Raw genomic sequence first — 16356 nt, 5'->3', positions numbered from 1 at the left:
ATGGGAGAGGGCCTCTCCTTGAGGCCCTGGAGAGAGCGGGATCAGCCGCCTACGATTTCCTTGGCTTCTTCAGACAATTTGGAATCCAGTTTGACGCCCATGCGCTCAGCGGCGCCTGGATTCAGGTAAAGCTCCAGCTTTTCCACGCCTTGTACGTCGATGTCGCCAGGGGCTTTGCCTTCAAGAATATCCGCGACGATGCCGCCGGTTTGTCTGCCTACGTCGTAGTAGTTAAAACCATAAGCGGCGATGGCGCCGCGAGTGACGGTGTCTGTGTCGGCGGCGATGACCGGCAGCTTGTTCTGTTCGCCGACTTTGATGACCGCTTCCACCCCGGAAATAACGGTGTTGTCAGTCAGCAGGTAAATGGCGTCGACTTTTCCTACCAGTGAGCGCGCTGCATTCAGAATCTCTGAACTTTTGGTGACGGCGGCCTCACGCAGAACCAGGCCAGCGTCTGCGCTTTCTTTTTTCAGCCTTTCCACCAGGGAGACGGAGTTAGCTTCACCCGGGTTATAGATGGTGCCGATAATTTTCGCTTCCGGGACAATGCGTTTTACCAGTTGCAGGTGCTTGTCGATGGGCAGCATATCCATGGTGCCGGTGACTTTGCCGCCAGGTTTTTCCAGCGTCTTGACCAGTTTTGCTCCCAGAGGATCGGTGACCGCGGAGAATACGACCGGCGTGTTGCGTGCGGCGGCGGCGGCTGTGATCGCAGAAGGGGTGGCGATGGCGACGATCACGTCAGGCTCTTCACCGGCGAATTTCTTGGCGATCTGGTTGGCGGTAGTCGGGTTGCCCTGAGCGCTTTCGTACATCCATTTCAGGTTTTCGCCAACTTTGAAACCTCTTTCGGCAAGTTCGTCCTGCACGCCTTTACGGCAGGCGTCCAAAGCTGGATGCTCAACAATCTGGGTGATGGCTACGAATTTCTCGTCGGCAGCCAGTGCCGCCGGACTCATGAAGGGTAACAAGGACAACAAGCCCACCAACAGTTTCTTCGACATACACGATCTCTCTTTATGAGTTATGGTTTTTGCCCGCCTGACTCCTGTGCGCCGGGAGCCGGATTATAGTCGGCAGGGGAGTTTTCTAAAACCGGAAATCCGCGTCAACCCTCGCTACGATGCGCGGAACCGCTTATTTCGCTGCGGCGCCTTGAGATAAAACTTCCTTTTCGCCAGTCCCTGCATGCCCGTATAGAGGGTGTAGCCGAAGCCCGCCAGAAACAGCAGGGAAACGACCAGCAACACAATATTCTGGGTGAGATTCCGTTCGATGTTAAATTGCACGACGGTGACGAAAATCGACAGTTGTTCTATGAACAGGTAGGCGGTAATCAGGCCGCCGATGAAGCTCGTCACCATCTGACTGCAGATAATCATTCGCGACGGTATCACTGCGACATGTCCGCAGGCGTCGCACTCGTATGTTTCCGTAAGTTCCGTCTCGTTGTGCCCTTGCACGGCGGCAATAAGAATTCCATTTTTGCATTTTCGGCAGCGGTAAGAAGACATTATTATTTTCCTGTTGTAAAGATCCTGGCGATGGGCGCCTTCGATCTATCTTCTTAATGGATTCTCCTCAGGAAACGCGGGCTTGAACCTTCCTTTCACAGGGGGCCTTAGCTGTCAGTCTGCTGTCCATATTGCGACAAAGAACTGGCGACTCGGGGCTCTGGCGGTGTGATTGGAATGGTCTCGCACGATTCCGACGAGCACATGTCAATATATGCAGTATTGGCGGGTTATTATAGCCGCTTGGCGGGGCAGGTCCACGATTCACGGCGTTTGCGGACAAGTTTTACAGCGTTTTCAAAAGCTGGAGAGGTCAAAGGCTGCGCTTGTTGCGTCAATCGGACTAGGATATTTTGCGAATCAGGCCCGGATTCACAAGGGGCAGGGGGATACACTAAGCTGTATCAAGGACCCGCTGCGTTGACGCAGTAATTAGGATAATGGGCTGAATCCGCAACGAATACCCTATTCGTGGAGACAGTTGTCCGTACAATGAATAAGTCTAATAATCAATAATTTATAAATAACCAACAATACTAATAATAGAAGGCAAGGACACACTATGGAGCTGCACACGCATATTCCCACCCCGTTGCAACGTCTTTACCACTGGGAAAAAAGCCGTCCAGGCGATGTTTTCATGACCCAGCCGATGGGGAATAACCTTTCGGTCGATTACACCTTTCAACGGACTGCGCAGGAAGCGCGTCGCATGGCGGCGTATCTGCGTTCGCTGGGATTGCCGGAAGACGCCAAGGTGGCCATCCTGTCGAAAAACTGCGCCCACTGGATCATGAGCGATCTGGCCATCTGGATGGCGGGCTATGTATCGGTTCCTTTATATCCGACGTTGAGCGCGGAAAGCGTTCGACAGATTCTGGAGCACAGCGAGGCCAAGGTCCTGTTCGTCGGCAAGCTGGATGATTGGGACAGCATGAAAGCCGGCGTTCCAGAAGACGTACATTGTATTTCCTACCCGCTCAGCCCCCCCAACGACTTCCCCACCTGGGAGGATATTGTCGCCAATACGCATCCTCTGGAGGAAAGCCCGGCCAGAAAACATGAAGAACTGGCGACCATCGTCTATACCTCTGGCTCCACCGGGATGCCGAAGGGCGTGATGCTGTCGTTCAATAATCTGGCCTTCGCGGCGGATGGCGTTGTGAACTTTCTGGATGTCGGCTCTCATGAGCGGATGCTCTCTTACCTGCCGCTGTCACATGTGTTTGAGCGTTTTGTGGTGGAAATGGGCGCGTTATATACCGGCTTCCACGTGTTTTTCGCTGAATCCCTGGACACCTTCGTGCGAGACTTGAAAGCGGCCAAGCCGACCCTGTTTCTGGCGGTTCCCCGGATCTGGACCAAGTTTCAGGCTGGCGTCTTGAGCAAAATGCCGGAGGAAAAGCTGAATCTCTTGCTGAAAATCCCCGGCGTATCGCATCTGATCAGAAAGAAAGTACTGAAAGGGTTGGGGTTGGAGCATGTTCGATTCGCAGGTAGCGGCTCAGCGCCTTTATCTCAGGATATTCTCAGCTGGTATCGTCGACTCGGACTGGAGCTATTGGAAGGCTACGGCATGTCGGAAAACTTCGCCTATTCCCATATGACCAAGCCGGGACGAACCAAAGTGGGTTATGTGGGGGAGGCGCTTCCTGGCGTGGATGTACGTCTGGGGGACGATGGCGAGGTGCTGGTGAAAAGTCCAGCCACCATGATGGGCTATTACAAAGAGCCGGATAAAACCGCTGAAGCCTTGACCGAAGACGGCTTTTTGCGCACCGGCGACCTTGGTCAGGTGGATGATCTGGGGCGCCTCAAGCTGACCGGACGCAAGAAAGAGTTGTTCAAAACCAGCAAGGGCAAATATGTGGCCCCTGCGCCGCTTGAAAACCGCATCATCAGCCATCCTCAGATTGAAATGGTGTGCGTGGCGGGCTCCGACTATCCCCAGCCTCATTGTCTGGTCATGCTGTCGGATGATGCTTATCCGAAACGGACCAATCCGGACTTTCGTCAGTCATTGGAGAAGAGTTTGCAAAACCTGTTGCAGGACATCAACGCCAGTGTCGATCCCCATGAGCGTCTGCAGTTTCTTGCGGTTGTGTCTGAGCAATGGACCATCGAAAATAATTTTCTGACTCCCACCATGAAACTGAAGCGCAATGTCATTGAAGAGGCCTACAAGCCTCACCTGGAGCAGTGGTATAGCGCTAAAGCGCCGGTTATCTGGCAGTAAGTAATCGCCAGGCGCCGGGGGAGTATGCTCCCCTGGCCGTTTTCCGATTTGGCGCGTCGCCTTTCCTCAATATTGTTTCGCCGTACTGGCCCGGTTCAGCAGAATGACGGGAATAATTCCCGTCGCCACAATAAACAGGGCGGCCAGGGCGCTGTGTTCCAGCAATTCATCCGACGCGTATTGATACAGATATGTCGCCAGGGTCTCAAAGTTGAACGGGCGCAGGATTAGTGTGGCCGGCAGCTCCTTCAGCACATCGACGAACACGATAATCGCCGCCGTCAACATACTGCGACTGAGCAGAGGTATATGCACTTTGGTGAGAATGGATAAAGAGCTGTGTCCCAACGTGCGGGCGGCTTGATCCATGGAAGGAGTGATGCGACCCAGCCCGCTCTCTGCGGAACCGAGGGATATGGCCAGAAAACGTGCGGAATAGGCGTAGATAATGGCGGCGATGGTGCCGCTGAATATCAATCCGGTGCTGGTGTTGAAATAATCGCGGGCGACGCCGTCGATGCTGTTATCCAATGCGCCCAAAGGCACAATGACGCCGATAGCCAGTACAGCGCCGGGCATGGCGTAGCCGACGGAGGCCAAACGCGCCATGGACTTATTGAGAGCGCTGGGAGCGATGCGTTGAGAGTAGGCCAATAACGCGCCGACAACGACCAGCAGCGCAGCGGCGATAGTCGCCAGTTTCAATGAGTTCATCGCCAGGTGGAAGAATTCCGAATTCCAACTGACGTCGAAGTATTCGATGGAGTAGTACCCGAGCACGGAGGCGGGAACCAGAAAGCCGAAAAATACCAATAGGAAGCAGAATGCGGAGGCGATGTACGCAGACTTTCCGGTAAGTTGCGTGGGCGTCAGCGGGCGCGTGCGGCCGCCGCTTTGATAACTTTTGGACTTATGGCGTGAAGCGCGCTCCAGATACAGCAAGGCCAGGGCGATGCCCACCATGAGCGCGGCGATTTGCGCCGCTCCGCCTACATTGCCGAGATTCAGCCAGGTATCGTAAAGCCCGGCCGTCAGTGTCTGCACAGCGAAAAAGCTGACAGTACCGAAGTCATTGAGCGTTTCCATCAGCACCAGCGCCAGACCGACTGCGAGAGCGGGGCGAATAATCGGAAGCACGATGCGATAAAAAGTGCGCAAGGCTCCGGCGCCCAGAGAGCGGCTGGCCATCAGCAGGCTGTCTGACTGCTCCATCAAGGCCGCCCGACAGGTCAGATAGATATAGGGATACAGCACCAGGGAGAACATAATGATGGCGCCGCCCAGACTGCGAATCTGAGGGAACCAGTAATCGCGCGGCGTGCGCCAGCCGAACCACTCCCGTAACAGCGCCTGCACCGGACCAGAGTATTCCAGCAAGTCAGTATAAACGTAGGCGATGACATAGGCCGGCACTGCAAAAGGAAGCAGCAGCGCCCAGGAAAACAGTTTGCGGCCGGGAAAACGATAAAACGCCACCAACCAGGCGGAAGTGACGCCAAAAAAAGTGGCCAACAACCCCACGCCAAGCATCAGAAAAAATGTGGCTTCCAGGTAGCGCGGCAACACCGTGCTCCAAAGGTGAGGCCAAATATTCTCAGTGGGAAAAAACGCTACATAAATGACGGCGAGCAGAGGTATGACGGCGATCAAAGCGACAATCGCGCTGAAATAACGCCAGGGGCGGGCGTCTGGAGAGTCCGTCGTCGCGTGTTTGGAAAGCTCCCGTATAACCGGGGCTGATACTGCTTCCATTAATGGGTGACCTTACCGCCAGTTCCCGAGTTTATATTAATCAGGCAGACAAATAGCTCCCTTCTATTTATCTGCAACGACGGGGCCTGACATGCGCAGGCCCCGTCTCCCGCGGCTAGCCGCCAAAGCCGAAGCGTCCGGGCTTCGGCTTGTTATTGGGCGGTCGTTGCGTGCGATCAGCCGTCGAAGTCGACTTTATCCACCATTTTCACTGCTTTTTCGCGCAGCTCGCCGGCTTTGTACAAAGGTAGCTCATCGCGCTTGAATTCGCCCCAGGAAAGCACCAGGCCAGATGGCTCCACACCGGGCTTAATCGGGTATTCGTAGTTATTCTCGGAGTACATCTTCTGAGCCAGTTTCTCTGTCAAAAACTCCATCAGTTTGATGGCGTTCGCTTTGTTGGGTGAGCTTTTTGTCAGCGCGACGCCGCTGATGTTCACGTGCGAGCCGCGGTCATTCTGGTTAGGGAAAATCAAATTGACTGCGCGGGCCCATTCAATCTGATTTTCATCCGTCAGCATCAAGCCGTAGTAATAGCTGTTGCCCAGAGAAACATCGCAAATGCCGTCTTTAATGGCTTTGACTTGCGCGCGATCATTGCCCTGGGGCTTGCGGGCCAGATTCTCTTTCAAGCCTCGCAGCCATTCCTCTGTTTTAGCTTCGCCATGGTGGGCGATCATGGAGGCGAACAGGGCGATGTTGTACGGATGCTTGCCAGAGCGCGTGCATATGCGGCCTTTCCACTCTGGTTTGGCCAGGTCTTCATAAGAAATGCTTTTCACTTCGGTACGCTCCTTGGAAGCGTAAATAACGCGCGCACGGGCGGTGAGGCCGAACCAGGAATCATCCTGCGCCTGGTATTGTTCCGGAATGTTGGCGTTCAATACGTCGGATTTTACCGGTTGCAGCACTTTGGCGTCAGTCAGTTCCTGCAATTGTCCGATATCCGTGCTTAACACCAAGTCCGCGGGGCTGTTGGCGCCTTCGCGTTTTAGTCTTTCCGCCACGCCTTCTTTGGCGAAAACGACATTGACTTTGATGTTGGTCTGGCTGGTGAACGTATCAAGCAAAGGCTGGATCAGAAATTCTTGACGGTAAGAGTAGACGTTGACTTCCTCGGCAGCCTGAGCGGCCAGGGGCGTCAAACAGAAGGTGGAAAGGAGAGCGGCTTTGAAAACTGAAGCGGTCTTTTTTGGCATGATAAGAGTTCTCAAAAAATAAAAGTAAATATAATGAAAATAATTCTCAGTAATTTTGTGACCGTGTCAAGCCCGCATAAATTGAGCCCACTATTTGAAATCTCGTCGCAGGTATGGAAAATCGAACTGCTTTGCTTGCAAGAACAAGCGCTTAACGACGGTTGCGCCGCTATATCGTTGGATAGGCGGGGGTAAAAATATGTTGATGAAAACAATGACGCCTTGATCTATTAATCCAAGAAGCAACCTGTCAGCGTTTGAGTAAGTTGATAAAAAGCCTGCAAGCAAGGCAAACAAGAAAAAGTAAGCGTAAATAGCAGAACAACAACAGCTTGAGCCACACTGGAGAATGCCATGTCCACCCGCCCCCCTATTGAGCGTATACTGTTGCTCTTTCCTTTATTAAGCGCGCTTGGCGGCTGCGCCACGGAATACTCGCATTACGGTCGTTTTGTTGCGGAGAATTCCGCCGGGGAGGAGCGGGAGTTTTTAATTTCCTGGCGGACGATGGAAAGCCTCAGTGGAGAGATATCCGCTGTAACGCCGGTTATGCTTCGTACGCAATGCAGTGATCGTAAGTTGGTATTCATGGAACCGGGACAGGGCGGCGACGCTTGTCGCGCTCATCGAGAGTCCGGCGTGGTCTGGTGTGGAGCGCCAGGACAGGATCTGTCGTTAGACGGTAAGGCTCTGGGGGATGCAACCACCTTATGTGGGGCGATCACGGATGAAAACGGAGCGAGTCATATTGCCGACCTGGGGCGGGTCATGCAATTGCAGATTTCTTGTTGGCCGGCGCAGACAATAGTGAAAACGGATGATGGTCCCGGTAATCTGGACTATATCAAAGCCTCTTCCGTTCCCTATATAGTGTCGGTCAAGCGGGCCGAAGCCGGCGGGTCAGAAGACAAACCGCCAGCGCTTTCGGAAACTGTCTGCATAACGGATTGATTTCACGGCGATGCCTGAAGAAGTGTGACAACCCCCGCATAATCCGTGAGAACTTGTCTATATTTGTACAAAGCGTAAGAAAACTTAATTTTTTTGTAACCGAAAGCCTACCGAACGCAGTGGCTTCTTTCCGTCGTTGCGGGAAAATAGTCACCATGTCGTAGTGGAGCTTAGAGCTGGCGCTCTATGAGGTTGTATCTATGGCCGCCAAGAAGACACAAATAGCGGTAAGTGAACTACAAATCGGGATGTTTGTTGCGGATTTAGATCGTCCTTGGCATCAAACACCATTTCCTATTCAGGGTTTTTATATTCGCAGTGCGGATGATATTCGCGCGTTGCAGTCCTTTTGTCGGTCGGTATACATCGATCGGCCTTTGACGCGCACTGAATATGAAAAAATGGAGAATAGCGGCAAAGAAGAATTGCTGTTCAGGTTGGGCTCATTGTCATCCGGTAAATCCGTTGAAGAGCACCGACTGACCCTTCCTCCCATTAAGATCCGTCGTCCCGCCAAATACGAACGGCAAAGTACGCTGAAACATGAAGTAAAAGAAGCGGAAAAGCTGACCCATCGGGTCAATCAGTCGCTGGATCGGGTTTTCGCCAATGTATGTTTAGGGCAGGCGCCGGATATTGTGGAAACTGAAGAAGTAGCCGCATTGATGGTGGAGAGCGTGATTCGCAACCCCGACGCCATGCTGTGGCTGTCCCGTGTCAGAAGGCGGGATGAGTATGCTTATTCCCACTCCGTCGCCGCCAGCATCTGGGGATTGGTGTTCGGGCGTCAGCTCGGACTGTCCAGAAGCTATCTCAAAGATCTGGCCACGGGTCTGTTGTTGAGCCAGGTAGGTAAGGCGAAAATGCCGCAGGAGCTGTTGCAGAGCGCCAAGTTTCTGGACGCCGCCCAGTACCAGCGCTACAAAGGCTATGTGGAAATGAGCATGGCGATTCTTAAGTCCGATCCCACCATTTCACCGAGGGTGGTGAGTGTGGTGGAATACCATCGCGAACGCCACAACGGCTCTGGTTTTCCGCATGGGGTGACTGGCGACAAGATTCCGTTGCTGGCCAAGATAGCAGGACTGGTTGATCATTATCAGGAAATGCTGGAGCCGCGCGCAGGGGCGGAAGCGATGACTTCGCTGCAGGCCGTGACGGCGCTCTATCATTCCCGCAATATTGAATTCCAGGAAGACCTGGTGGAGAAGTTCATTCAGTGTGTTGGCATTTATCCTACCGGCGCGACTGTCGAATTGAGCAATCGTGAGGTTGGCGTGGTGATTCAGCACAACATGGAGCGGAAACTCTGGCCGACCGTGATGGTGTTGCTGGATGAAGACAAAGCGCCGCTGCGCACTGCCAAAGTTGTGGATTTGATGGCGTTCAACATCAAGCAGGGGAATGAAGACAACTATCTTCACATCACTCACAGTTTGCCCAGCGGGGCGTATGGCATCGACGCCTCGCGGTTTCAGGTGACCGGCGCCAACAGCCGTTGGAGTCTGCGTCACTTCATGGGATGATCGGTTGCGATGCGGTTGGCGCTACAACAGCGTTACCCGCATCACCTTCTGGTACCAGCGATAGTCGCCGTCCAGGCGCATATTCACCACAATTTCTGTTTCCTCTCCCGATTCTCCCGTAATCATAAAACTGAATTCCCTGCTTTCTGGAGCAGGGTCTGGAATGATGGATATGACGGAACGGGGCGGGTCCGGGATTTCTCCATCGGAATCCGGCAGCTCGTCCACCGTTTTCACTTCCAGGTCCGCCAGCCCTACGGAAATATCAATCAGCCGGATTTGTACGCTAAATGTGCGCGTGTCGCCCGCGTTGGCCTCAATGTGTTCGCTTTCCAGGAAGATATGACCGCCTTCCCTTAGAAAGATGTTAGTGTTGAGCGTATTGACCCAGTTGACGCCCACTGAGGCGGCGGCGACTGTTTCCAGCGGCGTGAGGTCGGAGCAGACTTCCCGCAGACACAACTCCGCCACCAAGAGGTTTTCCGGGCTTTCGGGGTAATCGTCCAGGTTGCCGAAAATGGCGGGATCGGTAGTGAAGTCCACCCCAGCGGCGTTGACGGAGCTTTCGACGGTAGTGCGGGTGGAGCCGCGAATCTGTATGCCGTTCTCCGTGTCGGAGTCAAAGTCGATGGAAACCAGAAAGCGAGCTGTATTGACGGAGATATTGGACTCCGCGTTGAGTACCTGCTTTTCCTGTTCTTTATGGGTGGTGAGGCCGCCGACCACTGTGCCGGGATAGATGGTCTGCTCCCAGGTTGGGTCAAAGTCGATAGGAGTCATGAAGCGCTTGATGGGAACATCCTGCGCCAACACGACATCGCCGATAAAGAATGTAACGGTTTCACCTGGATAATACCTGAACTCGCCATGATCGCCGGTGACGCCGGACTGGCTTGCGGTTCGGTAGTTTAGGCCCGCCACGCCGGGGGCGCCAAGATAAGCAGTCGCTCTATCGTCGTTGGATTCGCCTCCGCCGCCGCAACCCGCCAATACGGCGGCGAACGTCAGGGTCATGGCTCTTAACGGCCGTTTCATCATCGATGCTTTCCTATTTGTTTATTAGAATCGGGGCTTTCTCAACCCAGGCGCTTATTGACGCTGATTATAAAGAGTGGGCGGTCGGTAAAAAGGAAACCCATCGCAGTTTTCAGGGAAATGGACGATTAATTCCCTCTTTTTCATTGAAAAAAACAGGCGGCGACGCAATCTATACAGTCTTCCCGTAAATCAGGCCGCTGGCGCGCCCCTTATGTCTGACGCTCTCACACTGGCCGCAGGAATCAGAAAGAATTATGACTACCGCACTGGCTATTCGCGATTTAAGAAAAATATACGGTAACGGTTTTGAGGCCTTAAAAGGCATCAACCTGGATGTTGAGGAGGGCGACTTTTTTGCGCTTCTGGGCCCTAACGGCGCAGGCAAATCCACCACCCTTGGCATCGTATCTTCATTGGTGAACAAGACATCCGGCTCTGTCTCCGTCTTTGGCCACGATCTTGATAAGAATCTGGTCAAAGCAAAACTGCAATTGGGTGTGGTGCCTCAGGAATTCAACTTTAATCAGTTTGAAAAAGTATTCGACATCCTCGTTACCCAGGCTGGTTACTACGGCATTCCCGCCAAAGTATCCAAGGACAATGCGGAAAAATATCTGCGGGAGCTGGGGCTTTGGGACAAGAAAGATCAACAGGCGCGCATGTTGTCTGGCGGTATGAAGCGGCGCCTGATGATCGCCCGCGCGCTGGTGCATGAACCGCGTCTGATTATTCTGGACGAACCGACCGCCGGTGTGGACATTGAACTGCGTCGCAGCATGTGGACCTTTCTTACCAACGTCAATAATGAAGGCCGCACGATTATTCTGACCACTCACTATCTGGAAGAAGCGGAAGCATTGTGTCGCAACATCGCTATCATTGATCGCGGCAGAATTCTGGAAAACACCAATAAGCGCGATCTGTTGAACAAGCTCAACCAGGAAACCTTCGTGCTGGATCTGACTTGTCGTCTGCAAGAGGCCCCACGTCTGGAGGGTTATGGCGCCCGTCTTACTGCCGATGGCATGTTGGAAGTGGACGTGGACAAACAGCGTAGCCTGAACGAAGTGTTTCAGCAGTTGGATCAATTAGGGGTGAAAGTGAGCAGCATGCGCACTAAAACCAACCGCTTGGAAGAGTTGTTTATCCGCATGGTCAACGAGGATAAAAGAGAGACAGGCAGTATGGAGAATGCAGAGGAGGCGCAGGTATGAATAACGCCATTATGATCGCCTTCCAGACTATTCTGATCAAGGAGGTGCGCCGCTTCACCCGCATCTGGTCGCAGACATTGCTGCCGCCAGCGATCACGATGACGCTGTATTTCGTGATTTTCGGCAACCTGATCGGGCCGAGAATTGGAGAAATGGGCGGCTACTCCTACATGGATTTCATCGTGCCTGGTCTGATCATGATGTCGGTCATCACTAACTCATACGCCAATGTGGTGTCTTCATTTTTTGGGATGAAATTTCAACACAGTATTGAAGAGCTGCTGGTGGCGCCGGTGCCGAATTACGTCATTCTGTTGGGCTATGTTGGCGGTGGAGTCGCCCGTGGTTTGGCGGTAGGCGTGATTGTGACCGCAATCTCTCTGTATTTTACGGACCTGCAGATTCACAGCCTGCCGGTGGTGGTCAGCGTGGTGTTTATGACGGCGGTATTGTTCTCACTGGGCGGCTTCATCAATGCCGTCTACGCCAACAAGTTTGATGATATCTCTATTGTGCCGACTTTTATTCTGACGCCGCTGACTTATCTGGGCGGGGTTTTTTACTCCATCACACTCTTGCCGGAGTTCTGGCAGAATGTGTCATTGATCAATCCTATTTTGTATATGGTCAACGCTTTTCGGTACGGCTTGCTGGGCGTCAGCGACATCAATCTGGGCGCGGCCTACGGCATGATCCTCTTATTTATTGTCGCTTTGTTCAGCTTCAGCATGCGTTTGTTGAACAAAGGCGTTGGCATACGCACCTAACCGGTTTGGAGAAGTAACTGTGGAACTGGAAAAACATACGCATCTGGGGAAAGCGACGGAATATCCTGAAGAATACTCTCCGTCCTGGCTGACTCCGATTCCCCGGGCGAAATCCCGCGAGACACTAGGCTTGAGTGGAAAGCCGGACTTCGTCGGGGAAGACTTATGGAATGGCTATGAGCTGTCCTGGCTGAATAGCAAAGGCAAACCGGAAGTGGCTTTGGGCGTATTTCGCATCCGCTGCGACAGCCTGAATATCATAGAGTCCAAATCCTTCAAGCTGTATCTGAACTCGTTCAACCAAAGTCGCTTCACTTCCCGTGAAGAAGTAGAAGCGCTGATGCGGAAGGATCTGTCTGCGGCGGCGCAAGGCGAGGTGTCCGTGACCTTGTTATCGGTAACCGACTGGCGCGATGAGCCTTCTTTCTGGCGCGATGCGGAAAATCTGGACGTTCTGGACATTGACGTGGATGTTTACACTCCTGACGCCTCATTGCTGCCCGATCCCGTGGGTGACGATGTGGTGGAGGAGACGCTGAGTTCCGATCTGCTGAAGAGTAATTGTCCAGTCACCGGGCAACCGGACTGGGCCACCCTGTATATCCATTACCGCGGTAAGCCGTTGGAGAAGGCGGCGCTGTTGAAGTACATCGTCTCCATGCGTTCGCATCAGGATTTCCATGAGCATTGTGTGGAGTCGGTCTATCTGACGCTGATGCAACGATATCAGCCGGAAAAACTGGCGGTGTACGCGCGTTACACCCGACGCGGCGGCCTGGACATCAACCCATTGCGCTCCAACTATCCGTTGGCGGCGGATAATTTCAAGTTGCCGCGACAGTAGCTCAGACTTCGCCTCGTCCTTTCCATTGAAAAGCCGCGCTCAGGTGTGTCTGGCGCGGCCGCCAATTCCATTTACCACTGATTGTCACTGGCTTTTCGGCGATGCTATTCCGCCACTTGGGTCATCAGCTCTTTCTCGGTGATAAACCCCGCCACAATGATAAACGCCAGACTGGCGAATAAGCACATGGCGAGATATATCACGCCGAAAGCGCTGTAGGCCGCTTGTAAGGAGCCGCCGCCGCGATACAGGCTGGAGCAGACCACCACGCCAGCGGCGCCGCTTAACTCCCGCACGTATCCGAAGAAGGAAATGCCGACGCCTCTGTCCGCGGCGGGCAACACGTTTTGTACTGCGCAGGTCACTCCTGGCAAGGTAAAGCCGATTCCCAATCCAATTACTGGAAACAGCGGCACGAACGCCACCTTCATTAACATCAGGAAGAAAGCGACGGCGATCAGTATGAAGCCCACTAGGATGTGCGTCTTGTAAGCCCCTGTCGCCGCGATGTGTTTACCTGAGAAATAGGCGCTGACGCATACCCCGAGAGTGAACAGCAGCATGCTGTAGCCGCTGAGGGTCAGGCTGACGCCATTCTGTACCTGCATTTGCAACGGGAAGTAAATTAACGCCGCTGTCATCAGGATCTGGCATACGCCCATCGTCAGGATGCAGGCGGCGTAGTTGGGAAGCTTGAACAGATGGCGCGGGACGACAGAGCGCTTTTTGTCCGTGAGCAAATACGTCCAGGCTCCGGCGATAAATAAGGCCCCAACGAGAGAAAAGGCGTGCGGTAAGCTGAGGTCTTCGCTGAGCAACAAGATAAGCAAGGTGGTGGAGGACACCAATAGCAGCGAGCCGCCCCAATTGAACCTGTCCTCACGTTTGACGACTTTGTCTTTGATGCTTCTTATGGCGATAAAAGCCGCCAATAAGGTCAGGGGGATATTGATCGCGAAGATCCAGCGCCAGCTCAAGTGTTCCGTCAACAGGCTGCCGAATACCGGTCCGGCGATATTGGAAACCACATAGATGGCGGAGATATAGCCCTGATAGCGGCCGATCTCCCGCGCTGGAATGACGTCTGAAATCACCACGAACGCCAGTGAAATCAGCGCGCCGCCACCAACGCCCTGCAGGGCTCGGGAAAGTATGAGTGATTGCATATCGGTAGCGAGGGCGCATAGCAATGAGCCAATACAAAAGATCCCCAGACTGACGATGATCACTTTGAGCCGACCGAACAGATCGCTCAACTTGCCGCAGATTGGAATGACGCTAGTGGCTGTCAGCAGGTAGGCGGTGACGACCCAGGCGATATCGTTCATGGCGTTGAGTTCCGTCCCGATAACGGGAAGAGGCGTGGTGACAATGGTTTTCTCCAGTGCGCCCAGAAAAATAAGCAGAGAGACGCTGAGTAGCGTTTTCTTGTGGGACATATAGAACCTGATTTTGAAAGGCGAAAAATTGCGCGCAATCGCGTCGGCGTATATTGAGCCTGCGTGAATGCAATTGGGGCGGGGTGCGCGTCGAGGGATGACGCGACTTGGTTAGATCATGGCGAAGCCAACCTCCGTGTACTGAAATGTTCCCATGTCGCACATCCCAGCGTTTCCGGCGCAATGAGATGCGCGATGCATATCTGCAATCGACTGTGTAACTTGGTTGAAGGGCGTGGTTAGTTGCGTAACTTTTCCGCAGCGCTTTCGAGGGATTTCAGTATGCGTTCTTTGGCCTGGGCGCTGACCTTGCCTGCGTCCAGGTACATGGCGAATCCTTCGGTTTCATGTTCGATAAAACTCTGATTGCCGCCGATGTCGCGGCGTAAATCCACGACGGAGTATATCGGCACTGGCTTGGCGAAGCCCTTCACCGTAATTTCGCCCTTATCCCGGCACATGATGGTGTCCTTGATCAGTGCGAAAGTTTCGTAGGATACCAGAATTTCTCCGGGGGCAGCCATGGATTCCAGGCGGCTGGCGAGGTTAACCTCTTTGCCTATGATGGTGTAATCCATACGGTTTTCCGCGCCGAAGTTGCCCACAGTGCAGTAACCGGTGCTGATGCCCATGCGAATTTCCAGCGGCGTGCGCACGCCCTGGCTACGCCACTTCTGCCGTAAAATTTTCATGTGCTTGCGCATTTCGATCGCCATCATGACGCAGGCGCAGGTATCTTCCTTGGCGCCGCGACTGCTGGGGTCGCCGAAGAAAATCATGATGCTGTCGCCGACGAACTTGTCGATGGTGCCGCCGTATTTCAGGGCGATCTGGGACATCTCGTTGAAATAGGTGTTGAGCAGCTCGGTCAGACTTTCCGGCTCCATCTCTTCAGCCAGTTCGGTGAAGCCTTTGATGTCGGAGAAAAACACCGCCAGCCGCTTACGCTGAGTTTCCAGGCGCACGTCGCGCTCGCCGGTGAAGATGGATTGCCATACCTGCGGCGACAGGTATTTGGCCAGTTTGTGAGACAGCGCGATGGATTGCTCACGCTGAAACTGGATCTGCGATTTCGCCTGCACCAGGGCGCGAGCCTGTTGGTGCGTGTAATAGGCGGTGACGCCGACATACAGCGAACAGGTGACGCCGCCGATGATGCTGACCACCATGGGGGTGGGCGGCGCGAAGCTCAAACCAAAATAGATGGAGGCTACGGTAAAACCGGCGAGAAAGGCGATGTTGCCGTACAGCCAGCTTTTCATACCGCCGACGATAATGAAGCTGAAGTTCAGCATCAGTAGGAAAAACAGGGTGGGGGTGACGCTGAACTTGATCAGCACCAGAATCACGCCGCATAGAAAGCCGTCCACCACCATCATGCCCTGGCGGACTTTGGTGTTCTTCTGTTTATCGAAGAAGCGCAGGGCGAAATACAGAATATGCGGCCATAGCATGGCGCCGGGAATGATCCAGATAAGGTACTCGTCGAAATGCCCTTCCAATATGCCGGCGACGATAATGGCGGCGCACACCAGATAGCCGAGCACCCGGGCGTTATAGTCCGGCATGGGCGGGATGGTCACCTGAGTCGGGGAGTGCGGCGTATTGGCGAGATGTGGAGGTATCGGCATCATTTGTGTCATAACCACGAATACCGGTATTGTCCCGTCAGCATATTTTTCAACCTAACCAAAAAGTCCCTGCGAGCTCATGGGAGCGGCAATGCGGCCCGCCGGTTTGCTGTTATCAATAAAAACGTCCTGTCCTTGCACGGATATACCCTAAAAAGGACAGGAAGAGAAGGTTTTCCGGGTGGAAAGCGGGGGGCGCCTGTTCAACAGGCGTAGCGCGACGCATTGATTGAATGCGGGAT

At 53.7% G+C, this 16356-nt stretch carries 13 protein-coding genes; 6 read left to right on the top strand and 7 right to left on the bottom strand.

Annotated elements, in window-relative coordinates:
* Nucleotides 1-41: 41 nt before the first annotated feature.
* Nucleotides 42-1007 (bottom strand): ABC transporter substrate-binding protein, encoded by a 966-nt coding sequence (locus HCH_RS20120; protein WP_011398270.1) that lies wholly within the window; start codon nucleotides 1005-1007, stop codon nucleotides 42-44.
* 114 nt (nucleotides 1008-1121) lie between these two features.
* Entirely contained in the window at nucleotides 1122-1517 is a 396-nt protein-coding gene (locus tag HCH_RS20115) for a hypothetical protein (RefSeq protein ID WP_011398269.1), read from the bottom strand.
* 562 nt (nucleotides 1518-2079) lie between these two features.
* On the opposite strand from HCH_RS20115, the gene HCH_RS20110 reads away from it, so the two are divergent.
* Nucleotides 2080-3753: an AMP-binding protein gene (locus tag HCH_RS20110; protein ID WP_011398268.1), complete on the top strand. Its 1674-nt coding sequence runs from the start codon at nucleotides 2080-2082 to the stop codon at nucleotides 3751-3753.
* A 66-nt stretch (nucleotides 3754-3819) separates the two neighbouring features.
* Here HCH_RS20110 and HCH_RS20105 read toward each other — a convergent pair whose 3' ends face one another.
* On the bottom strand, nucleotides 3820-5505 hold the full coding sequence (locus HCH_RS20105; RefSeq protein ID WP_011398267.1) for an ABC transporter permease: 1686 nt from the start codon (nucleotides 5503-5505) through the stop codon (nucleotides 3820-3822).
* A gap of 176 nt (nucleotides 5506-5681) precedes the next feature.
* On the bottom strand, nucleotides 5682-6704 hold the full coding sequence (locus tag HCH_RS20100; protein WP_011398266.1) for a Fe(3+) ABC transporter substrate-binding protein: 1023 nt from the start codon (nucleotides 6702-6704) through the stop codon (nucleotides 5682-5684).
* 354 nt (nucleotides 6705-7058) lie between these two features.
* Between HCH_RS20100 and HCH_RS20095 the strand changes: the two genes are divergently transcribed.
* Together HCH_RS20095 and HCH_RS20090 are read left to right on the top strand one after the other, a co-directional pair.
* Nucleotides 7059-7655 carry a hypothetical protein gene (locus HCH_RS20095; RefSeq protein WP_011398264.1) on the top strand — a complete coding sequence of 199 codons (597 nt, stop codon included), beginning with the start codon at nucleotides 7059-7061 and terminating at the stop codon, nucleotides 7653-7655.
* Between the two features lie 200 nt (nucleotides 7656-7855).
* Nucleotides 7856-9181: an HD-GYP domain-containing protein gene (locus HCH_RS20090; protein WP_011398263.1), complete on the top strand. Its 1326-nt coding sequence runs from the start codon at nucleotides 7856-7858 to the stop codon at nucleotides 9179-9181.
* A 21-nt stretch (nucleotides 9182-9202) separates the two neighbouring features.
* Here HCH_RS20090 and HCH_RS20085 read toward each other — a convergent pair whose 3' ends face one another.
* The gene (locus tag HCH_RS20085) at nucleotides 9203-10219 is read right to left on the bottom strand and encodes a hypothetical protein (protein ID WP_011398262.1); all 1017 of its coding nucleotides are present in this window, start codon (nucleotides 10217-10219) and stop codon (nucleotides 9203-9205) included.
* 254 nt (nucleotides 10220-10473) lie between these two features.
* Here HCH_RS20085 and HCH_RS20075 point away from each other — a divergent pair, with 254 nt between their 5' ends.
* From HCH_RS20075 to queF, 3 genes are read left to right on the top strand one after another with little or no spacing between them, the layout of a single operon-like run.
* A complete protein-coding gene (locus HCH_RS20075) occupies nucleotides 10474-11433 on the top strand; it encodes an ABC transporter ATP-binding protein (protein WP_011398261.1) in 960 nt (319 codons plus the stop codon).
* The gene (locus HCH_RS20070; protein WP_011398260.1) at nucleotides 11430-12200 is read left to right on the top strand and encodes an ABC transporter permease; all 771 of its coding nucleotides are present in this window, start codon (nucleotides 11430-11432) and stop codon (nucleotides 12198-12200) included. Before HCH_RS20075 ends, HCH_RS20070 begins: the two co-directional genes overlap by 4 nt.
* Before the next feature lie 19 nt (nucleotides 12201-12219).
* Nucleotides 12220-13044, top strand: coding sequence for an NADPH-dependent 7-cyano-7-deazaguanine reductase QueF (gene queF / locus HCH_RS20065; RefSeq protein ID WP_011398259.1), 825 nt, complete (start codon nucleotides 12220-12222; stop codon nucleotides 13042-13044).
* A gap of 104 nt (nucleotides 13045-13148) precedes the next feature.
* Here the strand turns inward: queF and HCH_RS20060 are convergent, their stop codons facing one another.
* Both HCH_RS20060 and HCH_RS20055 read right to left on the bottom strand, forming a co-directional pair.
* Nucleotides 13149-14483 (bottom strand): MDR family MFS transporter, encoded by a 1335-nt coding sequence (locus HCH_RS20060; RefSeq protein WP_011398258.1) that lies wholly within the window; start codon nucleotides 14481-14483, stop codon nucleotides 13149-13151.
* 239 nt (nucleotides 14484-14722) lie between these two features.
* A complete protein-coding gene (locus tag HCH_RS20055) occupies nucleotides 14723-16117 on the bottom strand; it encodes an adenylate/guanylate cyclase domain-containing protein (RefSeq protein ID WP_193359406.1) in 1395 nt (464 codons plus the stop codon).
* Nucleotides 16118-16356 lie beyond the last annotated feature (239 nt).

It is taken from the genome of Hahella chejuensis KCTC 2396 (assembly GCF_000012985.1).
GTDB classification, from domain to species: domain Bacteria; phylum Pseudomonadota; class Gammaproteobacteria; order Pseudomonadales; family Oleiphilaceae; genus Hahella; species Hahella chejuensis.
The sequence above is the reverse complement of the archived record's forward strand: the minus strand, read 5'-3'. Positions and strand labels throughout refer to the sequence as shown.

Bases quoted from the DNA above. Each gene is read 5' to 3' on its own strand.
- HCH_RS20120 (WP_011398270.1), bottom strand. From the start codon at position 1,007: ATGTCGAAGAAACTGTTGGTGGGCTTGTTGTCCTTGTTACCCTTCATG.
- HCH_RS20115 (WP_011398269.1), bottom strand. From the start codon at position 1,517: ATGTCTTCTTACCGCTGCCGAAAATGCAAAAATGGAATTCTTATTGCC.
- HCH_RS20110 (WP_011398268.1), top strand. From the start codon at position 2,080: ATGGAGCTGCACACGCATATTCCCACCCCGTTGCAACGTCTTTACCAC.
- HCH_RS20105 (WP_011398267.1), bottom strand. From the start codon at position 5,505: ATGGAAGCAGTATCAGCCCCGGTTATACGGGAGCTTTCCAAACACGCG.
- HCH_RS20100 (WP_011398266.1), bottom strand. From the start codon at position 6,704: ATGCCAAAAAAGACCGCTTCAGTTTTCAAAGCCGCTCTCCTTTCCACC.
- HCH_RS20095 (WP_011398264.1), top strand. From the start codon at position 7,059: ATGTCCACCCGCCCCCCTATTGAGCGTATACTGTTGCTCTTTCCTTTA.
- HCH_RS20090 (WP_011398263.1), top strand. From the start codon at position 7,856: ATGGCCGCCAAGAAGACACAAATAGCGGTAAGTGAACTACAAATCGGG.
- HCH_RS20085 (WP_011398262.1), bottom strand. From the start codon at position 10,219: ATGATGAAACGGCCGTTAAGAGCCATGACCCTGACGTTCGCCGCCGTA.
- HCH_RS20075 (WP_011398261.1), top strand. From the start codon at position 10,474: ATGACTACCGCACTGGCTATTCGCGATTTAAGAAAAATATACGGTAAC.
- HCH_RS20070 (WP_011398260.1), top strand. From the start codon at position 11,430: ATGAATAACGCCATTATGATCGCCTTCCAGACTATTCTGATCAAGGAG.
- HCH_RS20060 (WP_011398258.1), bottom strand. From the start codon at position 14,483: ATGTCCCACAAGAAAACGCTACTCAGCGTCTCTCTGCTTATTTTTCTG.
- HCH_RS20055 (WP_193359406.1), bottom strand. From the start codon at position 16,117: ATGATGCCGATACCTCCACATCTCGCCAATACGCCGCACTCCCCGACT.